At 54.3% G+C, this 17,266-nt stretch carries 13 protein-coding genes and 4 pseudogenes; 2 read left to right on the forward strand and 15 right to left on the reverse strand.

Annotation, left to right across the window (positions count from 1 at the left end; all coding sequences use genetic code 11):
* Positions 1–299: 299 nt before the first annotated feature.
* The 10 genes and pseudogenes from KG088_RS18880 to KG088_RS18925 form a co-directional block, all read right to left on the reverse strand.
* Positions 300–1,106 carry a hypothetical protein gene (locus KG088_RS18880; protein ID WP_213828087.1) on the reverse strand — a complete coding sequence of 269 codons (807 nt, stop codon included), beginning with the start codon at positions 1,104–1,106 and terminating at the stop codon, positions 300–302.
* Positions 1,107–1,162: 56 nt separating this feature from the next.
* The gene (locus KG088_RS18885) at positions 1,163–1,672 is read right to left on the reverse strand and encodes a hypothetical protein (protein ID WP_213828089.1); all 510 of its coding nucleotides are present in this window, start codon (positions 1,670–1,672) and stop codon (positions 1,163–1,165) included.
* Positions 1,673–1,806: 134 nt separating this feature from the next.
* Positions 1,807–2,298: a hypothetical protein gene (locus KG088_RS18890; RefSeq protein ID WP_213828091.1), complete on the reverse strand. Its 492-nt coding sequence runs from the start codon at positions 2,296–2,298 to the stop codon at positions 1,807–1,809.
* Positions 2,299–2,463: 165 nt separating this feature from the next.
* Complete coding sequence (locus KG088_RS18895) at positions 2,464–3,738, reverse strand: Y-family DNA polymerase (RefSeq protein WP_213828092.1); 1,275 nt, start codon at positions 3,736–3,738, stop codon at positions 2,464–2,466.
* Complete coding sequence (locus KG088_RS18900) at positions 3,735–4,193, reverse strand: LexA family protein (RefSeq protein ID WP_213828094.1); 459 nt, start codon at positions 4,191–4,193, stop codon at positions 3,735–3,737. The genes KG088_RS18895 and KG088_RS18900 overlap by 4 nt, the downstream gene beginning before the upstream one ends.
* 82 nt (positions 4,194–4,275) lie before the next feature.
* Positions 4,276–5,331: a helix-hairpin-helix domain-containing protein gene (locus KG088_RS18905; protein ID WP_213828097.1), complete on the reverse strand. Its 1,056-nt coding sequence runs from the start codon at positions 5,329–5,331 to the stop codon at positions 4,276–4,278.
* 488 nt (positions 5,332–5,819) lie between these two features.
* A complete protein-coding gene (locus KG088_RS18910) occupies positions 5,820–6,488 on the reverse strand; it encodes an SOS response-associated peptidase (RefSeq protein WP_213828099.1) in 669 nt (222 codons plus the stop codon).
* Positions 6,489–6,996: 508 nt separating this feature from the next.
* Positions 6,997–7,698, reverse strand: a complete 702-nt coding sequence (locus KG088_RS18915; protein WP_213828101.1) for a hypothetical protein — start codon at positions 7,696–7,698, stop codon at positions 6,997–6,999.
* Positions 7,699–7,961: 263 nt separating this feature from the next.
* Positions 7,962–8,814: pseudogene (locus KG088_RS18920) on the reverse strand (IS5 family transposase).
* A gap of 63 nt (positions 8,815–8,877) precedes the next feature.
* Positions 8,878–9,607, reverse strand: a pseudogene (locus KG088_RS18925) (IS5 family transposase); the annotation flags it as partial.
* 587 nt (positions 9,608–10,194) lie between these two features.
* Here KG088_RS18925 and KG088_RS18930 point away from each other — a divergent pair.
* Complete coding sequence (locus KG088_RS18930) at positions 10,195–10,575, forward strand: hypothetical protein (RefSeq protein WP_213828103.1); 381 nt, start codon at positions 10,195–10,197, stop codon at positions 10,573–10,575.
* Positions 10,576–10,923: 348 nt separating this feature from the next.
* Here the strand turns inward: KG088_RS18930 and KG088_RS18935 are convergent.
* From KG088_RS18935 to KG088_RS18955, 5 genes and pseudogenes are all read right to left on the reverse strand, one after another.
* Positions 10,924–11,319: pseudogene (locus tag KG088_RS18935) on the reverse strand (IS5 family transposase); the annotation flags it as partial.
* 9 nt (positions 11,320–11,328) lie between these two features.
* The gene (locus tag KG088_RS18940) at positions 11,329–14,010 is read right to left on the reverse strand and encodes a DEAD/DEAH box helicase family protein (protein ID WP_213828104.1); all 2,682 of its coding nucleotides are present in this window, start codon (positions 14,008–14,010) and stop codon (positions 11,329–11,331) included.
* Entirely contained in the window at positions 14,010–16,181 is a 2,172-nt protein-coding gene (locus tag KG088_RS18945) for a DNA methyltransferase (RefSeq protein WP_213828105.1), read from the reverse strand. Before KG088_RS18945 ends, KG088_RS18940 begins: the two co-directional genes overlap by 1 nt.
* A 39-nt stretch (positions 16,182–16,220) precedes the next feature.
* Entirely contained in the window at positions 16,221–16,430 is a 210-nt protein-coding gene (locus KG088_RS18950; RefSeq protein WP_213828106.1) for a hypothetical protein, read from the reverse strand.
* 165 nt (positions 16,431–16,595) lie between these two features.
* On the reverse strand, positions 16,596–16,940 hold the full coding sequence (locus KG088_RS18955; protein WP_213828107.1) for a hypothetical protein: 345 nt from the start codon (positions 16,938–16,940) through the stop codon (positions 16,596–16,598).
* On the opposite strand from KG088_RS18955, the pseudogene KG088_RS18960 reads away from it, so the two are divergent.
* Positions 16,918–17,175, forward strand: a pseudogene (locus KG088_RS18960) (transposase); the annotation flags it as partial. The gene KG088_RS18955 and the pseudogene KG088_RS18960 overlap by 23 nt on opposite strands.
* Positions 17,176–17,266 lie beyond the last annotated feature (91 nt).

A 17,266-nucleotide genomic window follows, 5' to 3' on the forward strand; every position in this document is an offset into this window, starting at 1 on the left:
CATCAAGAAGCTCAGGGAACAACGTGGCTTGAGACCGGGACTCACCTGCAACGAAGCGCTTCATCGGCACCTCCACGAGCTGTCACGGGTAGAGTATAGCGGTAGCCACGTTTTCACACAGCCTCGGCCAGAAGCGGCCTTTGAGAGCCTACTAACGTCAGCGTAATGGGCCGGTCTGGAGCGATACGGAAAACTGGTCTCGTTGACGCATTGGTTGTGTGCTTTTGCTCCACTTTGTCAGTACCTTTTCGAAAGGTCCTTCGTACTGAAGCGAGTTGGTGTCCCGTTGCCCCCCCTTGCTAAGCCTTATTTTCTCTGGGCCGTGCATGAACCGCCGCAGTAGCACTTTGCCCGCCAAAAAATACGTTGTTGTCTTCGTCACTCGGTGCTTCAGGCCAGTACGGACCTTCTACCCGTTTCAAATTTATTGGGATCTCAATTTCGCAATCTAACTCAGCATCACGATACCTAGACAGGATTGGAAGTCCGGCGTATTCGGGCGTTGTGCTGCACAGATAAGATACGGGATAATATTTGAGCACTTGGAATACAGCAGGCTCATTGAATGTTCCTCTAGGAACAAACATGCCGAAATCTCTGATAGTTACCGATGTAGCGTAAGGATAAATCCAATAGAAAATGTGAATGTCATCAGGAAGCGGCATGTTAGGATCTAGCACATATTCTCTTGCCCCCTGATCAAAAGCGGTATCTTCTATTTCAACCTTGGCGGACACAATGTGCCCGAGCAAAGCCTTCATTAACCTTTGCGGCTTAACTTTATGGGAAAGCTCTTCAGGAAGCGCGATGCCCGATTTTAGATAACGCCCAACAGACGTAGCAAAATCGTTAATGGTGGGATCATACTCACGCCCTAGAAGTGAGTTGCATTCTCTGCAAATGGTCCGATATTTGACCCCATTTTGCGATTCCCTCAACTTGGGCTTCTCACGGTCTCCGGCCATAATCTCGAAAACCGTTTCCATTTCAACCGGACCAAGATCTATCCCGCCTTTCGGTGGAACATGGTCCCAAGAGAGCGCCTTTTCCTCTCGACAGAGATTGCATAGAGACTTTTTCTCGCGCTTAGATTTCGCGTAATGCACAAATTTTCTCCCTGAGGCTTAACCCCTTCGTTAGGCTGACCCTTTTCACCATACAGTCAGGAAACGGCGAAGCAGTGCTTCTTGATCTGAACAACGACCTTATTGACTTCATCTCGAAAGCACTCGAACGGTGGCAAATCCTCGTAGCCATGTGCCCACCGGCGGAAATCGAAATACTCAAATGTCTTTCCCTTGTAATATTTATTGGCACTAACTATATGATTCTCGAACCCTGGAGAGCGGAAGTCGATCGCCTCCAGAATGCCGTAAAGCTGTGCCTTCCGCCACAGCTTTACGAGATCATGACGGTACTTCTTCTTCAGGCTATCCAGTGACTCGCCTTTGGTCAGAAGGAACGCTTTCAAGGCAAGTTCAAGTGCGCGGCAGAAGAGGTAGTACGGAACCGGCGTAAACGTAGTGTTTCCTCGAGCGCGAGACTGGTCTGGGATGGATAATCCGGCCAGCAAGAACTCGTCGGCGTACAAAGCAAAGCCGACGGGCTTCATGTGAACAGTCGCGGTGCCCACTTGGGCTACAACACCTTCATCGCTAAGACGCTCAGCCATCTTTTCGGACCATCCAAGTACCTCGCGGCCTAACGCCTGCGCTCAACCGCCGGTTTGGAGCGGCATCGGAAACCGGTCGGCTGGAGCGCCTGGTTAGCAGCTCTAAGATTGGGATATTGCAAAATCTCATAAAATTAATTCTTTCCTGTATCAAGCAATCGAACGTTATTTGAAACAGTTTCCACGACTGACTTCAATTCAGATGTCAATGGTTCAGCCCTAGGCAAAACTAATCCGTGCACGCGGACCGGATAGCGCAAATGGTACGGGGTGTCATGAAGCTGGTTTAGCGTCACACACCAGTCCGGCGGTGAGACAGGAACGCCAAGTCCTTTTGAAACAGCCTCTTGCCACAACACTTCTAAATTGTGTCGCCGACACTTTTTCTTTAGGTCAGCCTCCGATACTCCACTATTGGAAAGGTAGGCTTTCAGCGCACACTCTAAAACTTGAGCAGCTAAAAAAGCTCTTGAAGGGGCAACATCTTTTTCAATTCCCGACAAAGCGAGCACACCGTGCAGAAGCCCTTCGGCACTAGCCATGTACGCTTTTGATGTGACGATTTGTCCTATTCGTGCCTCGCCCGCCTGCATGTTTCCACTACAAGTGACTATTTGTTTGGCCATCTTTTTCTACCATATGGATTTATCTGCTAACACAGATGAACATGCCAGCTGCACTTGCCAAGGCTTCCGCTTTGGGTCGATAGCCGTCTTTAGCCGCACGGAATACCACCTTCTTTTTTTAATACAGTATAGCTTATATAGCGACCAAACTATTGTCACTTTTTCTTATAGCTTTATCCTCAGTAGCTCCTCCCACCGCGTCGTATATCTTGGCGTCCTTCTCTCACAGCGTAGCGCCCAGGCGTTGTTTTTGCGCGGCAGGCCAAGCCGTACAGCATCTCTTCCCAGCTCGCGGTTGAGCTTGTCGACGGTGGCCATCAGCCGTTGGCTGCGTTGCCGGTCGGCCTCGCTTTGCAGGGTGTCATCGAGCGAGAGCTGCCGATGGGTGTCGGCGGTGAGGTCGAGCAACATCACGCCGACCTTCTGGTAACGGTAGCCCTTGAGGAAGATGGCCTCGAGGCCGCGATTAGCGGCGTGGGCGAGGTCGCGGGTGTCGTCGCTGGGCCGCGCCAGGGGCACGACGACGCTCTTACGATATTGCGGCTGGTCGAGTTGGAAGGGGTTGGTGCGCACGAACACCATCACGGCGCTGGTCATGCTGCCCTGGCGGCGCAGCTTCTCCCCGGCCCTGGCGACGTGTTGTCGGATGGCCTCACGCAACTCGGCGGGATCGGAGGTCAGGCGCCCGAAGCTGCGCGATACCATGATCTGCTGCTTGGCGGCGGTCATGTCATCCAGCTCGATGGCGGGACGCCCGCGCAGCTCCCAAATGATCCTCTCTAGTACCACCGAAAAAGCGCGGCGCATGCGCTTGGGGTCGGCTTCGCGCAGCTGCCAGGCGGTGTCGATGCCTATCAACGCCAGGCGCTCGCCGGTACGGCGAGCCACGCCCCACAGCTCGGTGACAGGCAGCTGCCGCAGCAGCGCGCGGGTCGCGGGACCCTCGGCGTCGAGCCGGCAGACGCCTTCGTAAACGGAAATCTTCTTGGCGGCATGGTTGGCGACCTTGGCGAGTACTCGCGTGGGAGCGAAGCCGACCGAGACCGGGATGCCGGTCCACTGCTGGACGGTTTGGCGCAGGCGCTGGCCGCGTGCTTCCAGCGTCGCCGGGTCGAAGCCCTGGAAACCCACGAAGCTTTCGTCGATGGAGTAGACCTCGACGTGCGGGGAGAACTCGGCGAGCGTGCGGGTAACCCGCTGGCTCATGTCACCGTAAAGGGCGTAATTGCTGGAAAGCAGCACGGCCTGGCGGCGAATAGTCGGCGGCAGCAGGTGCATGGCCTCGCCCATTTTCACCCCCAGCGCCTTGAGTTCGTTGGAGCGCGCGACCACGCAGCCGTCGTTGTTGGAAAGCACCCCGACCGGCAGGCCTTCCAGGCGCGGATTGAAGACGCGCTCACAGCTGACATAAAAGTTGTTGCAGTCGACCAGGGCGATCATGATTGTCCGCCGGGCAAAGTACGCACCACATGCGTGACTACCCCCCACACCTGCGTTTCGCGACCGTCGAGCGGGATGGGCTGGAAGGCGGGACTGCGCGCATTCAAGTAAGTGCGTTGCCCGACCCGTTCCAGTCGCTTGACGGTCAAGTCGCCGTCCACTGCGATCACGATCACCCGCCCCGGCAGTGGCTCCAGGCTGCGATCGACCACCATCAGGTCGCCGTGGTGGATGCCATCCTCGTGCATCGAGTCGCCCTCGGCGCGCACAAAAAAAGTCGAGGCCGGTCGCTTGACCACATGGGCGTGCAGGTCGATGTCGCGGTCGAGGTGATCGTCGGCGGGGCTGGGAAACCCCGCTCGGACACCACTGCCGAGGAGGGGTTGGGTGACGCCGCCGGCGGTGGACGCGGCGTGGCCGACAACGTCGGCGGTGGTGCCAGAGATCCAAGACATAGCATGCACTCCCTCTAAACTGGATATATATCCAGTATCAGAGTCGACGCCGTATCCTGCAAGCCGAATTCCACACGCCGATTCAACCGCCGCACAGCAGACCGCTATCGCGGATGTCGTCGAGACGCCCCCCACCGATGCCGTTGATGGCCGTAAGGTCACTAGCGGCGGTCCAAGGGCGCCCTTCCACGATCGCCTCCGCCCGGGCGGGGCCGACATGCGGCAGATCATCAAGTCGCGAGGGTGTGTCGGTATTGAGGTCGATGCAGTCCGGGGTGATAGTGTCGACCGTCACACCACCGCCGTCGGCGTGCTCCGGCGCAAGGCGAGCACCGTTGATACCCAGGTAGACCGGTAAGTGATCCGAGATGTGGTCGCGTGCCTCGAAGTGATTCAACGCCAGCAGCTCCGGAAAGCGCAGGATGCCACGATCGCTCACTTCGAGGCGGCCAGCTTCGTACCAGAGGTTGTCGTAGAGATTGGCATACTCACCGGCCGTGGTGGACAGCGTGGAGCGACCCTCGGTGATGGCCGGCTGGGCACCGAGTGCGCGCAGCGGTGCCCAGCCGTCGTGATCCGGGGCGAGGTTGAAATCGCCGAGCAGCAAACGTGGCGTACCTGAGGCAATCTCCTCCAGCCACTGCCAATAATCGGCCAGCGCCTCGATCTCCGGCAGTCGGTCGCCGACGCTGTCGCCGTAGACGACGTGTACCGTCGCGGTCGTGAATAGGTCACCGGTCTCCACGTCCCGAAACCGCGCCGCATAGGGCTCGCGGCTGAAGATGTCGCCGTGGTCCAGGAACACTACCGCGCTATCGGCGTAGGCGACCTCGCTCTCCCGCCACAGGAACGCATAGTGCTCGGTATACGAGGAATGGCCCAGTTCGTGGCTGGCCATGGACGACCACGCCTCGCCAGAGAGAGCTTCGACTTCCTGTTCCAGCCGTGCCAGCGCCGAGGTATCCATTAATTCTTGGATGGCCAGCAGATCGAAGTGGTTGGCCACGTGGGCTACTTCGGGGAAGGCTTTATCGTTTTGCCAACCGAGGTGCTTGATGTTCCAGCTGCCGATGAGGACATCGGCAGGGGCAGCCAGCGGTGTCATGACAACCAGCGTCAGAAGCCATGGTGTGCGCATCTTGTCTCCACACAAAAGCCGCCATGGTGGCGATCGCGTTCAGGAAGATCAATCTATTCCGACAGCACGGATGGGTAAACGCTAACAAGGTGGAGAGCGCGGGAGTGACATGACGACGGGTGCCTGGCTACGTCGGGCCGGCCCAGCCTGACCTGCGCTGTTCGAACCCTACGCCGCACTGGACGACGCGATAGAGTGAGCTTCTCAACGTCAAAGCGCGATGGGAATGGGAGAGCCCGTTAGAAATGAGGAAGCCCAACCTTCACAGGTTGGGCTTTTACCTTTTCTTCCGTGTTTGCTCACCACGAACATCCTGTCCGTGCGTCCTTGTGTGCAGTGAGCCTCCGTGCTCGGTCTTCCCTGGTGAGCCCTCCCTGGCTCTATGACTCCACTGTACGCCCCTTGCAGCAACTCAACGATGATCCATGTTAACTAATACAGTGTGATATTACTGATAGAGAGCAGGGGGCGTTGCCCATGAAAAAAGGTTACGCCGGGTTGATCAGTGCCGCGTTCGAGTCATTCCCTGGCGGGTTAACGCGCGTGCTGACCGCCCAGTGCGTTATCAATTCGGCATCCAGGTGATGCACCACATTGCGTATCGTTTCGCGTTCAGTCAGGTCAGGATCGAGCCATGGCGCGAGGCTATCTGCATCCAATAACAGCGGCATGCGCGAGTGAATCTCCTTAGCCGTCCCGCGTGCAGGCTCGGTGATGATCGCGCAACCCGGCGTGCCGTCTGCACGCTGGGCCCAGATCCCCGCCAGCCAGATCGGTTCACCATCGGTACGTGTGAGAAAATGCGGCTGTTTCTTGCCATCGACTGGCAACCACTCATACCACCCGTCGGCCGGAATTAGGCAACGATGTTGGCGGAAGGCCCCCTTGAAGTAGTTGGAAGTGGCGACTTTCTCGACAGTGGCGTTGATCGACTGTGGCGCCTCCCCCTTCCCCTTCCCTTTCGCCCAGTGTGGCCGATAGCCCCACCACAGCTTGTCCATCACCAGAGGCGCCTCGTCATCGGCACGGCGAACCGCCGTAACGAAGGTACCCGGCGCCACGTTGTAGCGCGGCGTCACCTTCCCGGCTTCCAGCGGCAAGCGCAGAGACTCAGAGAGCTTGGGGTAAGGACTATAGAGAGCGAAGCGGCCGCACATGCTATTGATCTCGAATCATAGATCAACCAAGAGTGGTCGCTATCCCGCATCGCCGCAAGGATGGAAAAGCAGCGAAGCATCAGGCTGATATGGTTGCCACAAGACGAGTGGCAATAACCGCTTCTGGCCTGGAAGCAAAAAACTACAATGCCTTGGTATTGAACTGCACACTGACAATTGTATACAACAACCACAAGATCCTCGGTACCAAGGGATTGATCCAGGCGATGCGGGCATAGCGTGTTTGCCGCTCTTTAATAGCGCCTGTAGAGGCCTGTGAAGCTTGCCAGGGGAAATTCCCCGGGAAGCGCTTTGATTAACCTCGTATCTGGCGATGATCGAAATGCTCTGGGAAGGCTTGATGGCTGCTGAGCGTCGCCTGTCAGACGGATACGGGAATTGGCAACTATTTTTTGGGTTTTCACACAGCCTCGGCCAGAAGGAGACATTGAGAGTTGCGGAAATAACGCTTAACTAATCGGTGCGAGATCACGAGCGTCCGCTTGACTTACTTTTTATTGCGCTCCAGTTCTACTGCTGCCTCGCGCATCCACTCCTCCCGCTCCTTCTCCTCTCTCTCACGATCATCGCTTTCATAGCTATCCACTTTAATTCGCTTGAAGCCCGTCGTAATATGATGAAGGTCTTTCTGGATCATCTCCATACTTTTTGCAATAGAGTAAAGGTTAGGCTTACCAAGCTGGTAACGACCACGTAACTCTGCCATATCGACAACTATCTCTTCCTCATACTTCTTTCCTGTAACGCTCTCGTACGCCACTTTAAAAGATAGAGCAGAGCTAACCTTAGCCTCGAAATTTTTGTTCGTCTGAGTGTGCCCAGAGAACCGGAATTGACCCGGGCCGAAATATCTAAGACCTGTCTTGAAGAAGTTCGGCGAGAGGAATTCTTCTAGAAGACTTTCACCAATCTCGTCACCGTCAATCACTGATGGTTCAAACTTAACGTTTTTAGCCGGCCCCTCGCCGATGTTTCGAACACACAACCGAACTATATTCACCGAAAAATCAAGCACGTCAACGGTAATTTCTATACGGGGCTCGGTTTGTACTTGCCGAAGCTTCCTAGTTTCAGAAACCAATATAGCCGTAAGGGCGGCATAAACCATCGTTGCCAATGTGACAACCCCTGTGAAGACGACTGTCAGCGCACCCGAGTTTTGATTGAGGAAGGCAATCAAGTTTTCCATCTAGCTATCCTTTATCGCGATGACGCAGAGCTAAGCCGCAGGGTCTGGAGCACGCGGAAGAGCTTGTCCGCTTGAGCGCCACGTTAGATTTTTATTGATGCCACCGAGGCTGATCGCCTCACTTAAGCCCATAGTACTTGAGCGCAGCCTCACTTAAAACTTTGGTCGCAACCATGACCCCCATACCCCACGCCCCGCCCGCTGGCTTCTTCAGATTCGCGCCTAACCAGGACTTCATCCTCTCGTCAAATGGCTCCTCGAAACTACGCTCTGTCTGAAAAATAGATCCGCAGACAGCGTTCGATGCAGGCCAGCGTGACCATGGCGCGGTAACTTTTTGCCAGCTTGTCGTAGCGAGTACAGCGTCGCCGCTTTTCCTTCAGCCAGCCAAACAGACGCTCTATCACATTGCGACGCCGATAACGCGGGCGCTCGAACAGGCGTGGTAGTCCTAGCCTGGGGCGGCGGTGCATCTGTCGGTGCCGGATCGTCGGTCGTATTCCGTACCGGTCGCAGTAGCGACGCAATCGATCACTATCGTAACCTCGGTCGGCCAGCAGATGGCGGCAGCGTTTGCGGGCCGTCCCGTATGACCTGGCAAGCGGATCTGCTCCATGACAGGCACGAAATAGCGTGAATCGGCATGCTGACCAGGCGATAGCAGGAAGCTCAGGGGCACGCCATTAGTATCGCAAACCAGGTGGATCTTGGTGGTCAGGCCGCCTCGGCTTCGCCCAAGGGCATGGTCTAATGGTTCCTCAGAGCCCCCTTTTTACCGCCACCAGCGGCAGAGCGAGTCGCTCGGATCGAGGTGGAATCGGCCATCCAGGTATCGAGGTCCATATAGCCATCTTTCCGAAGCTTCAGGTGAAGGCGTGACAGGATACGTTCGAGTGTGCCGTCATCTCGTCACTGACGAAAGCGCTGATAGACCGTTTTCCACGGGCCGAAACGCTCGGGCAGATCCCGCCATTTGGCACCGGAACAGAGGATCCAGAAGATGCCGTTGAGCATCTGGCGGTCATCTCGTTGAGGGCGCCCCATGTCCTGCGGTGGGGAAACGATATCCTCGATCATGTGCCAGCGCTCGTCGGAAAGTTCGTAACGTCCTGTCATACGCACCTCCCCTGTCATGACAGGAGGTAGTGTAGCAATCAGGACTTTTCAGACAGAACGTCGCTTCTTGGTGTCACCCCGCATGACGGCGATACCGCACCGGGATGTCGAATCGTTCTTCTCTTCGTCCAGGTATTTCCCCAAGCCTGTATCGCCGTATACCCGCTTGTCGTCATCCCGGACCAGATGGCCGACCATGGAGACATCAGCGACGTTGGCCGAGGTGGCGGCGACACTGTGGGTCAGCCCGGTGACCGAATCGACGCCGATATGGGCCTTCATCCCGAAGAACCATTGATTCCCTTTCTTGGTCTGCTTCATCTCCGGATCGCGCTGCCTGGCATGGTTCTTGGTGGAGGGGGCGGCCGACACGATGGTGGCGTCGACGATGGTGCCCTCACGCATGAACAGACCCTGCTCCGTCAGGCTGGCGTTCATCTCCGCGAAGATACGCTGCGTCAGGGCATGCTTCTCCAGCCGGTGGCGGAACCGTAGCAGCGTCGTGGCATCGGGCACGCTTTCAAGAGCGAGATCGATACCGATGAAATCGCGCATGGCCTGGCTGTCGTAGATGGCATTCTCAATGCTCCTTGTCGACGAATGTGCACTACCGATGTAGGTAGTAGATCTGCAAGGATGAGTACCACGCCGATGGGCAGCCGATTCCGCTTTCCCACCGATTTCATGGAGTAGTTCGGCGACAGCGCGACCATCAGTCGGGTCATGGCGCCAGGAAATCCATCTGGTCCATGAACCACTCCCAGCGGTTGAACTCCTTCTTGTCATGTGCCAACTATGTTGACAGATAGGGCGGTGGCCAGATCATCGGGCAGTCGGTCGAGGATGAAATGGCCCTGGGTGAGATGTTCGAGAACCGGCTGGACCCAGCTGAGGTGGAAGAGGCGCGCGCTGAAGCTGTGGCCCTGGTCGAGTCGAGTGAATGGTGAGCTTGCCCTGGCAAGCCCAAGGAGTCGGCTAGATATGGGCTGTAATGCATGGAACCATCCCCTTGATTGCACTTGTGGATGGGGCGGTGATGGGCATCTAGGAAAAGGTGGCGGGGGTAGTTTTAAAGATAAACATTCGAGTTATCAGGCAAGAACTGAATCTATTGTCGCTAAAGATAGTAGCTGTCGTCCTAGTCGCTGCCCACGTTGCGGTGGGTTTGTGTTTTTTATAAGACACAATGGAGGTTCAGTCTGGTTGGATCCACCGCTTTCACCTCCGTGGTACGAACATCCTTGCTTTGCGGATAGCACTGGCAATAGGCCTGGGAGCTTAGGAGCTAAAAGAAAAAGGAATAATATTTCAAAGCTATCGTCGCTTGGTGTAGTGACTCAGTGTGAGTATTCTGGCTATTATCATTCGACAAAGCTTTCCATGGAGGCCGAAGATAAGATTATTGTATTCGAGTGTAGGGGTGACGCGAGAAACCTTAACGGTCAGCTATGTGTTCAAGATCCACACGAGAGAGAGGCGTGGGATTTCTATGATCCTACAAAAAAATACAATTGCATTGGGTTCGAAAAGGTGCTTGACGGCCCAAGAGAGGTAAGGAAAGAAAATAAGGAAAGACCAGTTAAAACCAGTAGAACCGCCACCAAAAGTTCTTTGGCTAAATGCAGGATTTGTGGGGCAGATCTAAGGCCATCCCAGGCGAGGCTCGCCAAACATTACAGAGAGGTTCACAATTGTTTAGTGGTAGCTTGTGAGGGTAGAATCACAGGAGTTTTAATGCTAGATAAGGAGATTAATGAGTGATTATGATTTTGGGGAGGCCGATTACCTTGATTACGAACCCCCAGATCCTGATAGAGAAATTACAGACTAGGAATTCTGGGATTCGTTTGATGAGCCGGACTACGGCTACCTGACAACACGCCACCGTTCGCATTTCTCACCTGGCCCCGACTAATGGGAATATAAGGTGATCTAGGTAGACGACGGAATATGTCGGATTGGTAAGTTCAGTCCTGCGGATGCGCCCAAAAATCCTTCTGATTATGCTGAGAGCAAGTGGCATGCGACTCCTGTTACTAAGAACACCTTTCAAAACCTATCCTGAAGCTTGTTGAAACAGATCAGCGAATAGCCCAGTAGCGTCAAGGCCTAGTGGATATCAACGCGCCGTTCATAGCGGGTGACGAGACGTCTCATCCGACCCAACCAGGCAAAGGTTCGCTCGACCACCCAGCGATGTTGCCCGAGTCGCTGACTGTCTTCCACGCCTCGGCGGGCAATACGAGGCTGGATCCCGCGAGCCCGGCATGACCGGCGGCAGCGCCGGTGATCATATGCTTTGTCCGCATGGAGCTTGCCGGGACGACGACGAGGCCGCCCCGGCAAGCCTGAAGACAGGGGCGAAACGCTCTCAAGCAGCGCCGCCAGAGGCACACTGTCGTTCACGTTGGCTCCTGACAGCTGAATAGCCAAAGGCACACCCTGGCGATCGGTCAGCAGGTGGCGTTTGGTGCCCGGCCTACCTCGGTCTGTCGGGTTGGGGCCAATAGACAGCTAGTCCTTATATTGCCGGAATCCCGACAATACATCCGAGAACGACTTTGGCCCGTATTTCTCGAACCCTTCCTGATCTACATATACGAAGTCGTAGCTCACACCCATTTGTATTGCATTGATGTCCTCTATCCACTGTCGCAAGCGTTGCAGTTTCTGCGGCACATCCAGATCTTCTTGTCCCTTAGTTTCCACTACCACAATCTTTTTATCGGTAAGCTTCACCAAAAAATCAGGGTAATAGTTAGAGATATCGCCATCCGCTTTCACATAATCGAGCTTGAAATGGACTGCTAGATAGTTCTTGGCGTAGGACACCACGTCGTCGCACTCTTCAAGGAAACTGGCGAATTTTAGCTCAAAGTGGCTGTCGCCGATCACTCGGTTAAAGAGGCTTTTTTTAGGCATCAAATACCCTTGGTCCTTCACTACGAAGGGCCGGGTCTGTCTCAATTTTATGGTGTCGCGGATTTCGGCATCACCCTTATCACGCACCGTTAGATCATTTATCGCCTTCTTGAAAGTCTCAATTACGGTCTTAGTAGCAGCCAGTTCAGATAGATTACGCAACGTGTTCGGTGACTCCAGATCCACTGACTGACCAAAAAGGATACTCTGTACAAAGCCTTTCACCTTGCCATAAAGAACGTCATAACCGCTTACCAGCCGCAATTCCTTCATGAGTGTCTGAGCGAAATAACCTATCACACTGCGGTAGTCAGCAACCCCGGCGGTATCTAGTATTGTCTTATGTGTTACCCCTCCCGTCGTGATATCCTTGAAGACAATTTCTCGCTGTTCTTCCTCGCTAAACTGCTGATAGATGACGGGCTGGAACCTCATAGACTTGGTGTCCAATTCCGCTAGATTTTTGTACTCACGATAGATACGGGGCGTCAACAAAGGAATTTCAATATCCAGTTTATCGATGTCCTTCTTTTCATTGGCGTTATCGACTTCCACCACCAGCGGCGTCTTGGGCTTGGTTCCTTCGCCCATCGCCTTGCGTTCCAGCTCCACACCCTCGGCCTGGATCGACTCTACAAAGTCCATAAAAGCATCTGTACCCACCACGCTCACATATTCCTCGATGCCACCGGGATACATCTTGCGCAATCCGCGCCCAAGTGTCTGTTCGGGCAGAATATTGCTTTTTGCCGAATAGGCACGTAGCCCAACGATGGTTGTCACATTGCGCACATCCCAGCCTTCCTTAAGCATCAGTACCGATACAATAGCCTTATAGGGGCTGCTCGAATCATCAATCTCGTTGGATTGCTTTCGTAACTGCTCCAGCTCTTCCTTGGCTTTGCCTGACTGCGCCTCGGAAATATCACCATTGTTCTTGGTGTGAATGACGAGCACTGCGTCTTTCAGTTCAGGATAACGCCCTTCCAGATACTCTGCTACATCATCACAGTTTTTGGTATCGTCAGTCATTACGAACAAAATGGCTTTTTTACCAACCTTCTGATGTTCCTCATACGACTTGCGCCATTCAATCACGCCGAGATTGAGGTAGTCAGAATACTTCTCTGTATACTTGGAACTCTGCCGTTCCGATAGCTTCGCGCGGCTGGCCGCATCGGGCAGTACCGGATGCTTGACCACATTCTGCGAAATGGCCTCCACCAATGGATAGTCGGCCACTGTTTGGACGAAGATAGCGCCGTTGTTGTGCTTTGGAGTGGCTGTCACATCCAATTGCAGACTCAAAGCATCGCCCTTCTGCAACAACCGGTTGTGAATATCTTGAATCGACTGGAACCAGGCTAGCCTCGAATCATGGATATGGTGCGCCTCATCGTTGATTACCATCAACTCATCGATATCGCGTACGATCATGCCTAAATCAACACGAGAATCTGTCGTTGCTCCCGTGGGGCGCTTTCCAAGGAAATAGTCCATTGTGTTATCATCGTCCGGCGAAGGTGGAACATTCTCTCCAGCATAGACACGATGGATATTGGTCAGAAAGATGTTGCCGATGGGGTGCATTACCCGAACTTCGTCTTGCAGGTGCAAGTTAAGCTGAAAATCATCCCGCCAGTTGCGCCCATCAAAACCGTTGTCGGGTATCACTGGGTCTTCAAAGAAGACTCGCAGCCCCTGAAAGTCTTTGTAGATCCGATCCAACACGATAATGTTGGGCGCGATCACCAGGAAATTGCGCGCCAATTCGGAATCCGGCTCGTACAGCTTGTGAAAAAAGCTCCAGGCAAGTGCCAGGCTCATCACCTTGGTCTTGCCGCTGCCCGTGGCCATCTTGATCACATAGCGCCGCCAGGTTTCATCGAACATCTGCGCCGACAACGCCCCGCTGCTGTCAAAACGCATGAGGTCGAACTTGTCCCTGGCACCCACCACGTCATACAGATAGATGACCGTTTCGAGTGCCTCGCGTTGCGCAAAAAAATAATGGAATTCTGACGACGTGCCGTCAGTCTGCGGCTGCAAATGGGGCTCCTTGAACCACCAGTTGAGCAAGCTTCTGCTCGTGTCACTTGCCCCCACGTATCCGCTGTCTCGGAACTCCTTCACTTTCTTGCGCAGGGAAGCCACCAGGGGCGGCATGAGTTTGTCCATGCTGGTCTCGCGCAGAGCCTCGTCTGCTGGAAACCAGCGGATATCCGGATCAAGGATCGCGTGAGGGGAATCAGGAAAGTCCGAATGAAGCGCCATTATTTATTCCCTCCCACGTTCACTTCCTCAATGGTCATGGTGTCATTACCGAAGATGTCCACCACCTTCACGGCAATCTTGCGCCGCCCCGTGGGGAGTTCGTGCGCCACGCTGGTCAGTTCCAACGAGCGTTTTTTTTTGGTGCGAAAACTCTGCCATTCGTTCTCGAACACGTAGTCGCCGGTCCACTGTTCCTCAACTTCGCCGGTTTCGGCGTTCTGGATGCGCACTATCTCGCGCTTGCTCTCAAAGTCGAAATCCACAGACCAGTAATCAATCCAGTCGGTCCAGTGTTGGGTAAGTTGCTCGCGAGTGACGATACCGTCTTTATCCTTGCTCACCTTCACGATCTGGCCTTTCTCAACTACGATCTTGCGGCCCTTGTTCTTCAGGGTCGCCTCAGCATTGGCGATGGAATCTTGGGAATAAAATACCGAGAAGTCAGTCAGCTCCACCGCCACCATATTCTTTTTCACATGGGACTTGACCTCGATATAGGAGACATCGTGAAACACTACCTGTTTCTTCTCCACCGCTCGCTTGTCGAACACATCTGCTGGTATATACTTGGGCGCGATGTCGATGCCTTTGCCGCGCGCCTCGTCCAGCACATTAGGGAACAGCCCCATCTCGAACTCGAAGCCGAGAATGTCCACCTTGGTGATATGCTTCTTGCGGCACTCCAGAATGATTTCTTCAACGAACAGCCGGGTGACCGGCATGTTAACCGGCCCCACTGCTACTAGCCGCCCGGTGCGCTTGCCGTTGAATGTCGTGAAACCCTCAACCTTCTCCGCCTGGTAGGCGCGCAGGATCAGGTTAAGGAAGGCCGCTTCCTTAGCTGCGAGCTGCTGTTTTTTCTGCTCCTCGCGCAGGTCGGAATTAACACCAACATAGTGCTGGCGTTCATATTTTCCCAAGTTGAGGATCTTGAAGGCGCGATAGTCCTTTCCGGCACCCTTCAATTGGCGCTGCACGCCGATCATGCGCTTGCGGGTGGTGTGGATAGCAAACTTGCCTAGGTCTGATGCGATCCATTTTCGACCGTTAGTCTCAGCAACGGCAGGAAGAATACCTCCTCCACAGAATAAGTCTGCGACCAGATCACCTTCAGCGCTTGAACCTAAAATAATTCTTTCAAGCAGAGCCCACGGCTTTTCAGTGGGATAACCTACTCTTTTGATGCCATCTACAGGGAACCGTTGAGCTATTGCCATCTCCCACCATGATTCTGGTATTTTACCACTTGGTAGCGCATACGTGTCGGCTCGAAACCCCGAACCTTCTAAGCCTGATTTAAAATTTCCTGATGTTTTATCATGGTGAGCGATTCTTATTGCATCGTCGTTGAACAACCAGTTGTCTTTCGACTTTGAATACCAGTAAATCGTATTGTGCTTCCGATTATACTGCTTCATTCCTGGGGAACCAGGGCCCGTAAATGCCCAGATAATTTCGTTTCGGATATTTTCCTTTCCAAAAACCTCGTCAAGGGCTTCGCGGATATAACTCGTCACCCGCCAATCACAGTGCACAAAAATATTCCCATCCTCGGCCAACAGGTCGCGCATAAGGATCAGCCGCTCGTAGATCATGGCGATGAATGAGTCCGCGCCCTTGCCCCAAGTATCGCGGTAAGCGATTTCTTCAAGAATGTTGGGTTTCTTGGTGAAGGTGTCGCCGCCGATTTCGATGTCCATGGAAAAGTCGGCGCCCACGTCGAAGGGCGGGTCGATGTAGATCAGCTTGAGGCCACCCTGTTTCTCGATCTCCTCGCGCAGCGGTCCGTTCTTGAGCGAGGACAGGATCAACTTGTTGTCACCCCAAATGAGCTTGTTTGTCCAACCCTGGAGCTGACGGCCCCGATTATCCATGGCAAACAGGTCCGACTGTAGGGCGGAGTCCTCAGGCTTTTCGGCGCGTGGCTCGTCCACCTGCTCAATGGTCTGAAACGGCAGCACGATGTTGCAGACCTCATTGGTCTTGCCGTTCCAAAGGAGTTCCACCTCGCGCTTGTCATCGAACAACAGAAAGCGATACTTATCCGGCAGCGGTTTGTCCACCTCCAAAAAGCGGATAATGTCCTGCTTTTCCTGCTCCGAAAGCTTGAGCGCACCACGAGGTGCTCGGCCTTCTGCCTTCGCCTTATCCAACTTGCCATTACCTTCCATCGTTGCCCCCGGATTGTTTCTACTTAAATTAATCTTGCTTTATTTCTTCTCTGACACTGGTGTGCGAACATCATTGAACAGCGCTCCCTGCTCGGGGATCGCAATCCCGTTGCGTCCGCAGTGCTGACGTATGAGCACTTCCACCATGTTGGCAATGGAACGGTGCTCGCGTGATGCGGCGGCACGGAGTGCCTCCTTCACCGCTGGGTCAATACGGAAGGTCACAGTAGCGGTTTTGGTGTTGGGCATCAGAATCCCTCGCGGAGGTGGCTGCAAATGTACTGCAATATACTGTATCGTACATTGTTATCCAAGGAGATTCCGTGCAAACCGGATGGAGAAGAAAGCATGGCGAGACTGTACATAACGAGCGCTTTTTCTTGCAGATTCCGAACGCTTTGCTGGCGTGCTACTTCAGTAACAAAGTCTTCGACGGTTTTTACTTTTTGCCCTGAACGAGACCAACCCGGACGCACTGCTTGAGTCGTGGTTGAACCTCTTTAAGGATAAGCGCACGGCATAGACACGGCCGTCCAGTACATTTTTGATCTGAACTGCGAGAAGGATTTCCGGGGCAACATCGACGAAGCCCACTAATAAATGCAGGCGAAGCCGGAAGAAGCTAACTAATTCCGGGATCTTCATGAGGGCGGCCTGAAAACGAAGATAGCGGAAGGCATTCTCATGAGAAATCAGTGCGTTCCGCCAAGAACCTGATTCAAGAGGACCATCCGCTATGGGTGAAACTGTATCCACCATGACACCCTCCTTCAATGGCTATGTCCGCGTCGAAATGAGCAGCCAGCGCAGCACCAGCGACAGCGGTGCTCTGCTGCTACGTGAAGCCCTCGATAACAGCGGCGCCATAGACGCGCTTGGGGACCACCTGGTCGATCCACGTGATCCGCAGCGTGTCCGTCACTCGCTGGCCAGCCAACTCCGTACCGTGGTGTTGCAGCGGGCCATGGGCTGGTTCGATCTCAGCGATCAGGAAAACGCATAAAAACATTTCCTGATTACGTATATGGCTCAGCCAGCTTCAGGAGCCGGTAAGGCATCGGCGGTGTTTTCGCCGCCACCGTCAG

The organism is Halomonas jincaotanensis (assembly GCF_018448785.1).
Taxonomy (GTDB): domain Bacteria; phylum Pseudomonadota; class Gammaproteobacteria; order Pseudomonadales; family Halomonadaceae; genus Halomonas; species Halomonas jincaotanensis.

Bases quoted from the DNA above. Each gene is read 5' to 3' on its own strand.
- KG088_RS18955 (WP_213828107.1), bottom strand. From the start codon at position 16,940: ATGGTGGATACAGTTTCACCCATAGCGGATGGTCCTCTTGAATCAGGT.
- KG088_RS18940 (WP_213828104.1), bottom strand. From the start codon at position 14,010: ATGGCGCTTCATTCGGACTTTCCTGATTCCCCTCACGCGATCCTTGAT.
- KG088_RS18885 (WP_213828089.1), bottom strand. From the start codon at position 1,672: ATGGCTGAGCGTCTTAGCGATGAAGGTGTTGTAGCCCAAGTGGGCACC.
- KG088_RS18895 (WP_213828092.1), bottom strand. From the start codon at position 3,738: ATGATCGCCCTGGTCGACTGCAACAACTTTTATGTCAGCTGTGAGCGC.
- KG088_RS18890 (WP_213828091.1), bottom strand. From the start codon at position 2,298: ATGGCCAAACAAATAGTCACTTGTAGTGGAAACATGCAGGCGGGCGAG.
- KG088_RS18950 (WP_213828106.1), bottom strand. From the start codon at position 16,430: ATGCCCAACACCAAAACCGCTACTGTGACCTTCCGTATTGACCCAGCG.
- KG088_RS18900 (WP_213828094.1), bottom strand. From the start codon at position 4,193: ATGTCTTGGATCTCTGGCACCACCGCCGACGTTGTCGGCCACGCCGCG.
- KG088_RS18905 (WP_213828097.1), bottom strand. From the start codon at position 5,331: ATGCGCACACCATGGCTTCTGACGCTGGTTGTCATGACACCGCTGGCT.
- KG088_RS18945 (WP_213828105.1), bottom strand. From the start codon at position 16,181: ATGGAAGGTAATGGCAAGTTGGATAAGGCGAAGGCAGAAGGCCGAGCA.
- KG088_RS18930 (WP_213828103.1), top strand. From the start codon at position 10,195: ATGGAGGCCGAAGATAAGATTATTGTATTCGAGTGTAGGGGTGACGCG.
- KG088_RS18910 (WP_213828099.1), bottom strand. From the start codon at position 6,488: ATGTGCGGCCGCTTCGCTCTCTATAGTCCTTACCCCAAGCTCTCTGAG.
- KG088_RS18915 (WP_213828101.1), bottom strand. From the start codon at position 7,698: ATGGAAAACTTGATTGCCTTCCTCAATCAAAACTCGGGTGCGCTGACA.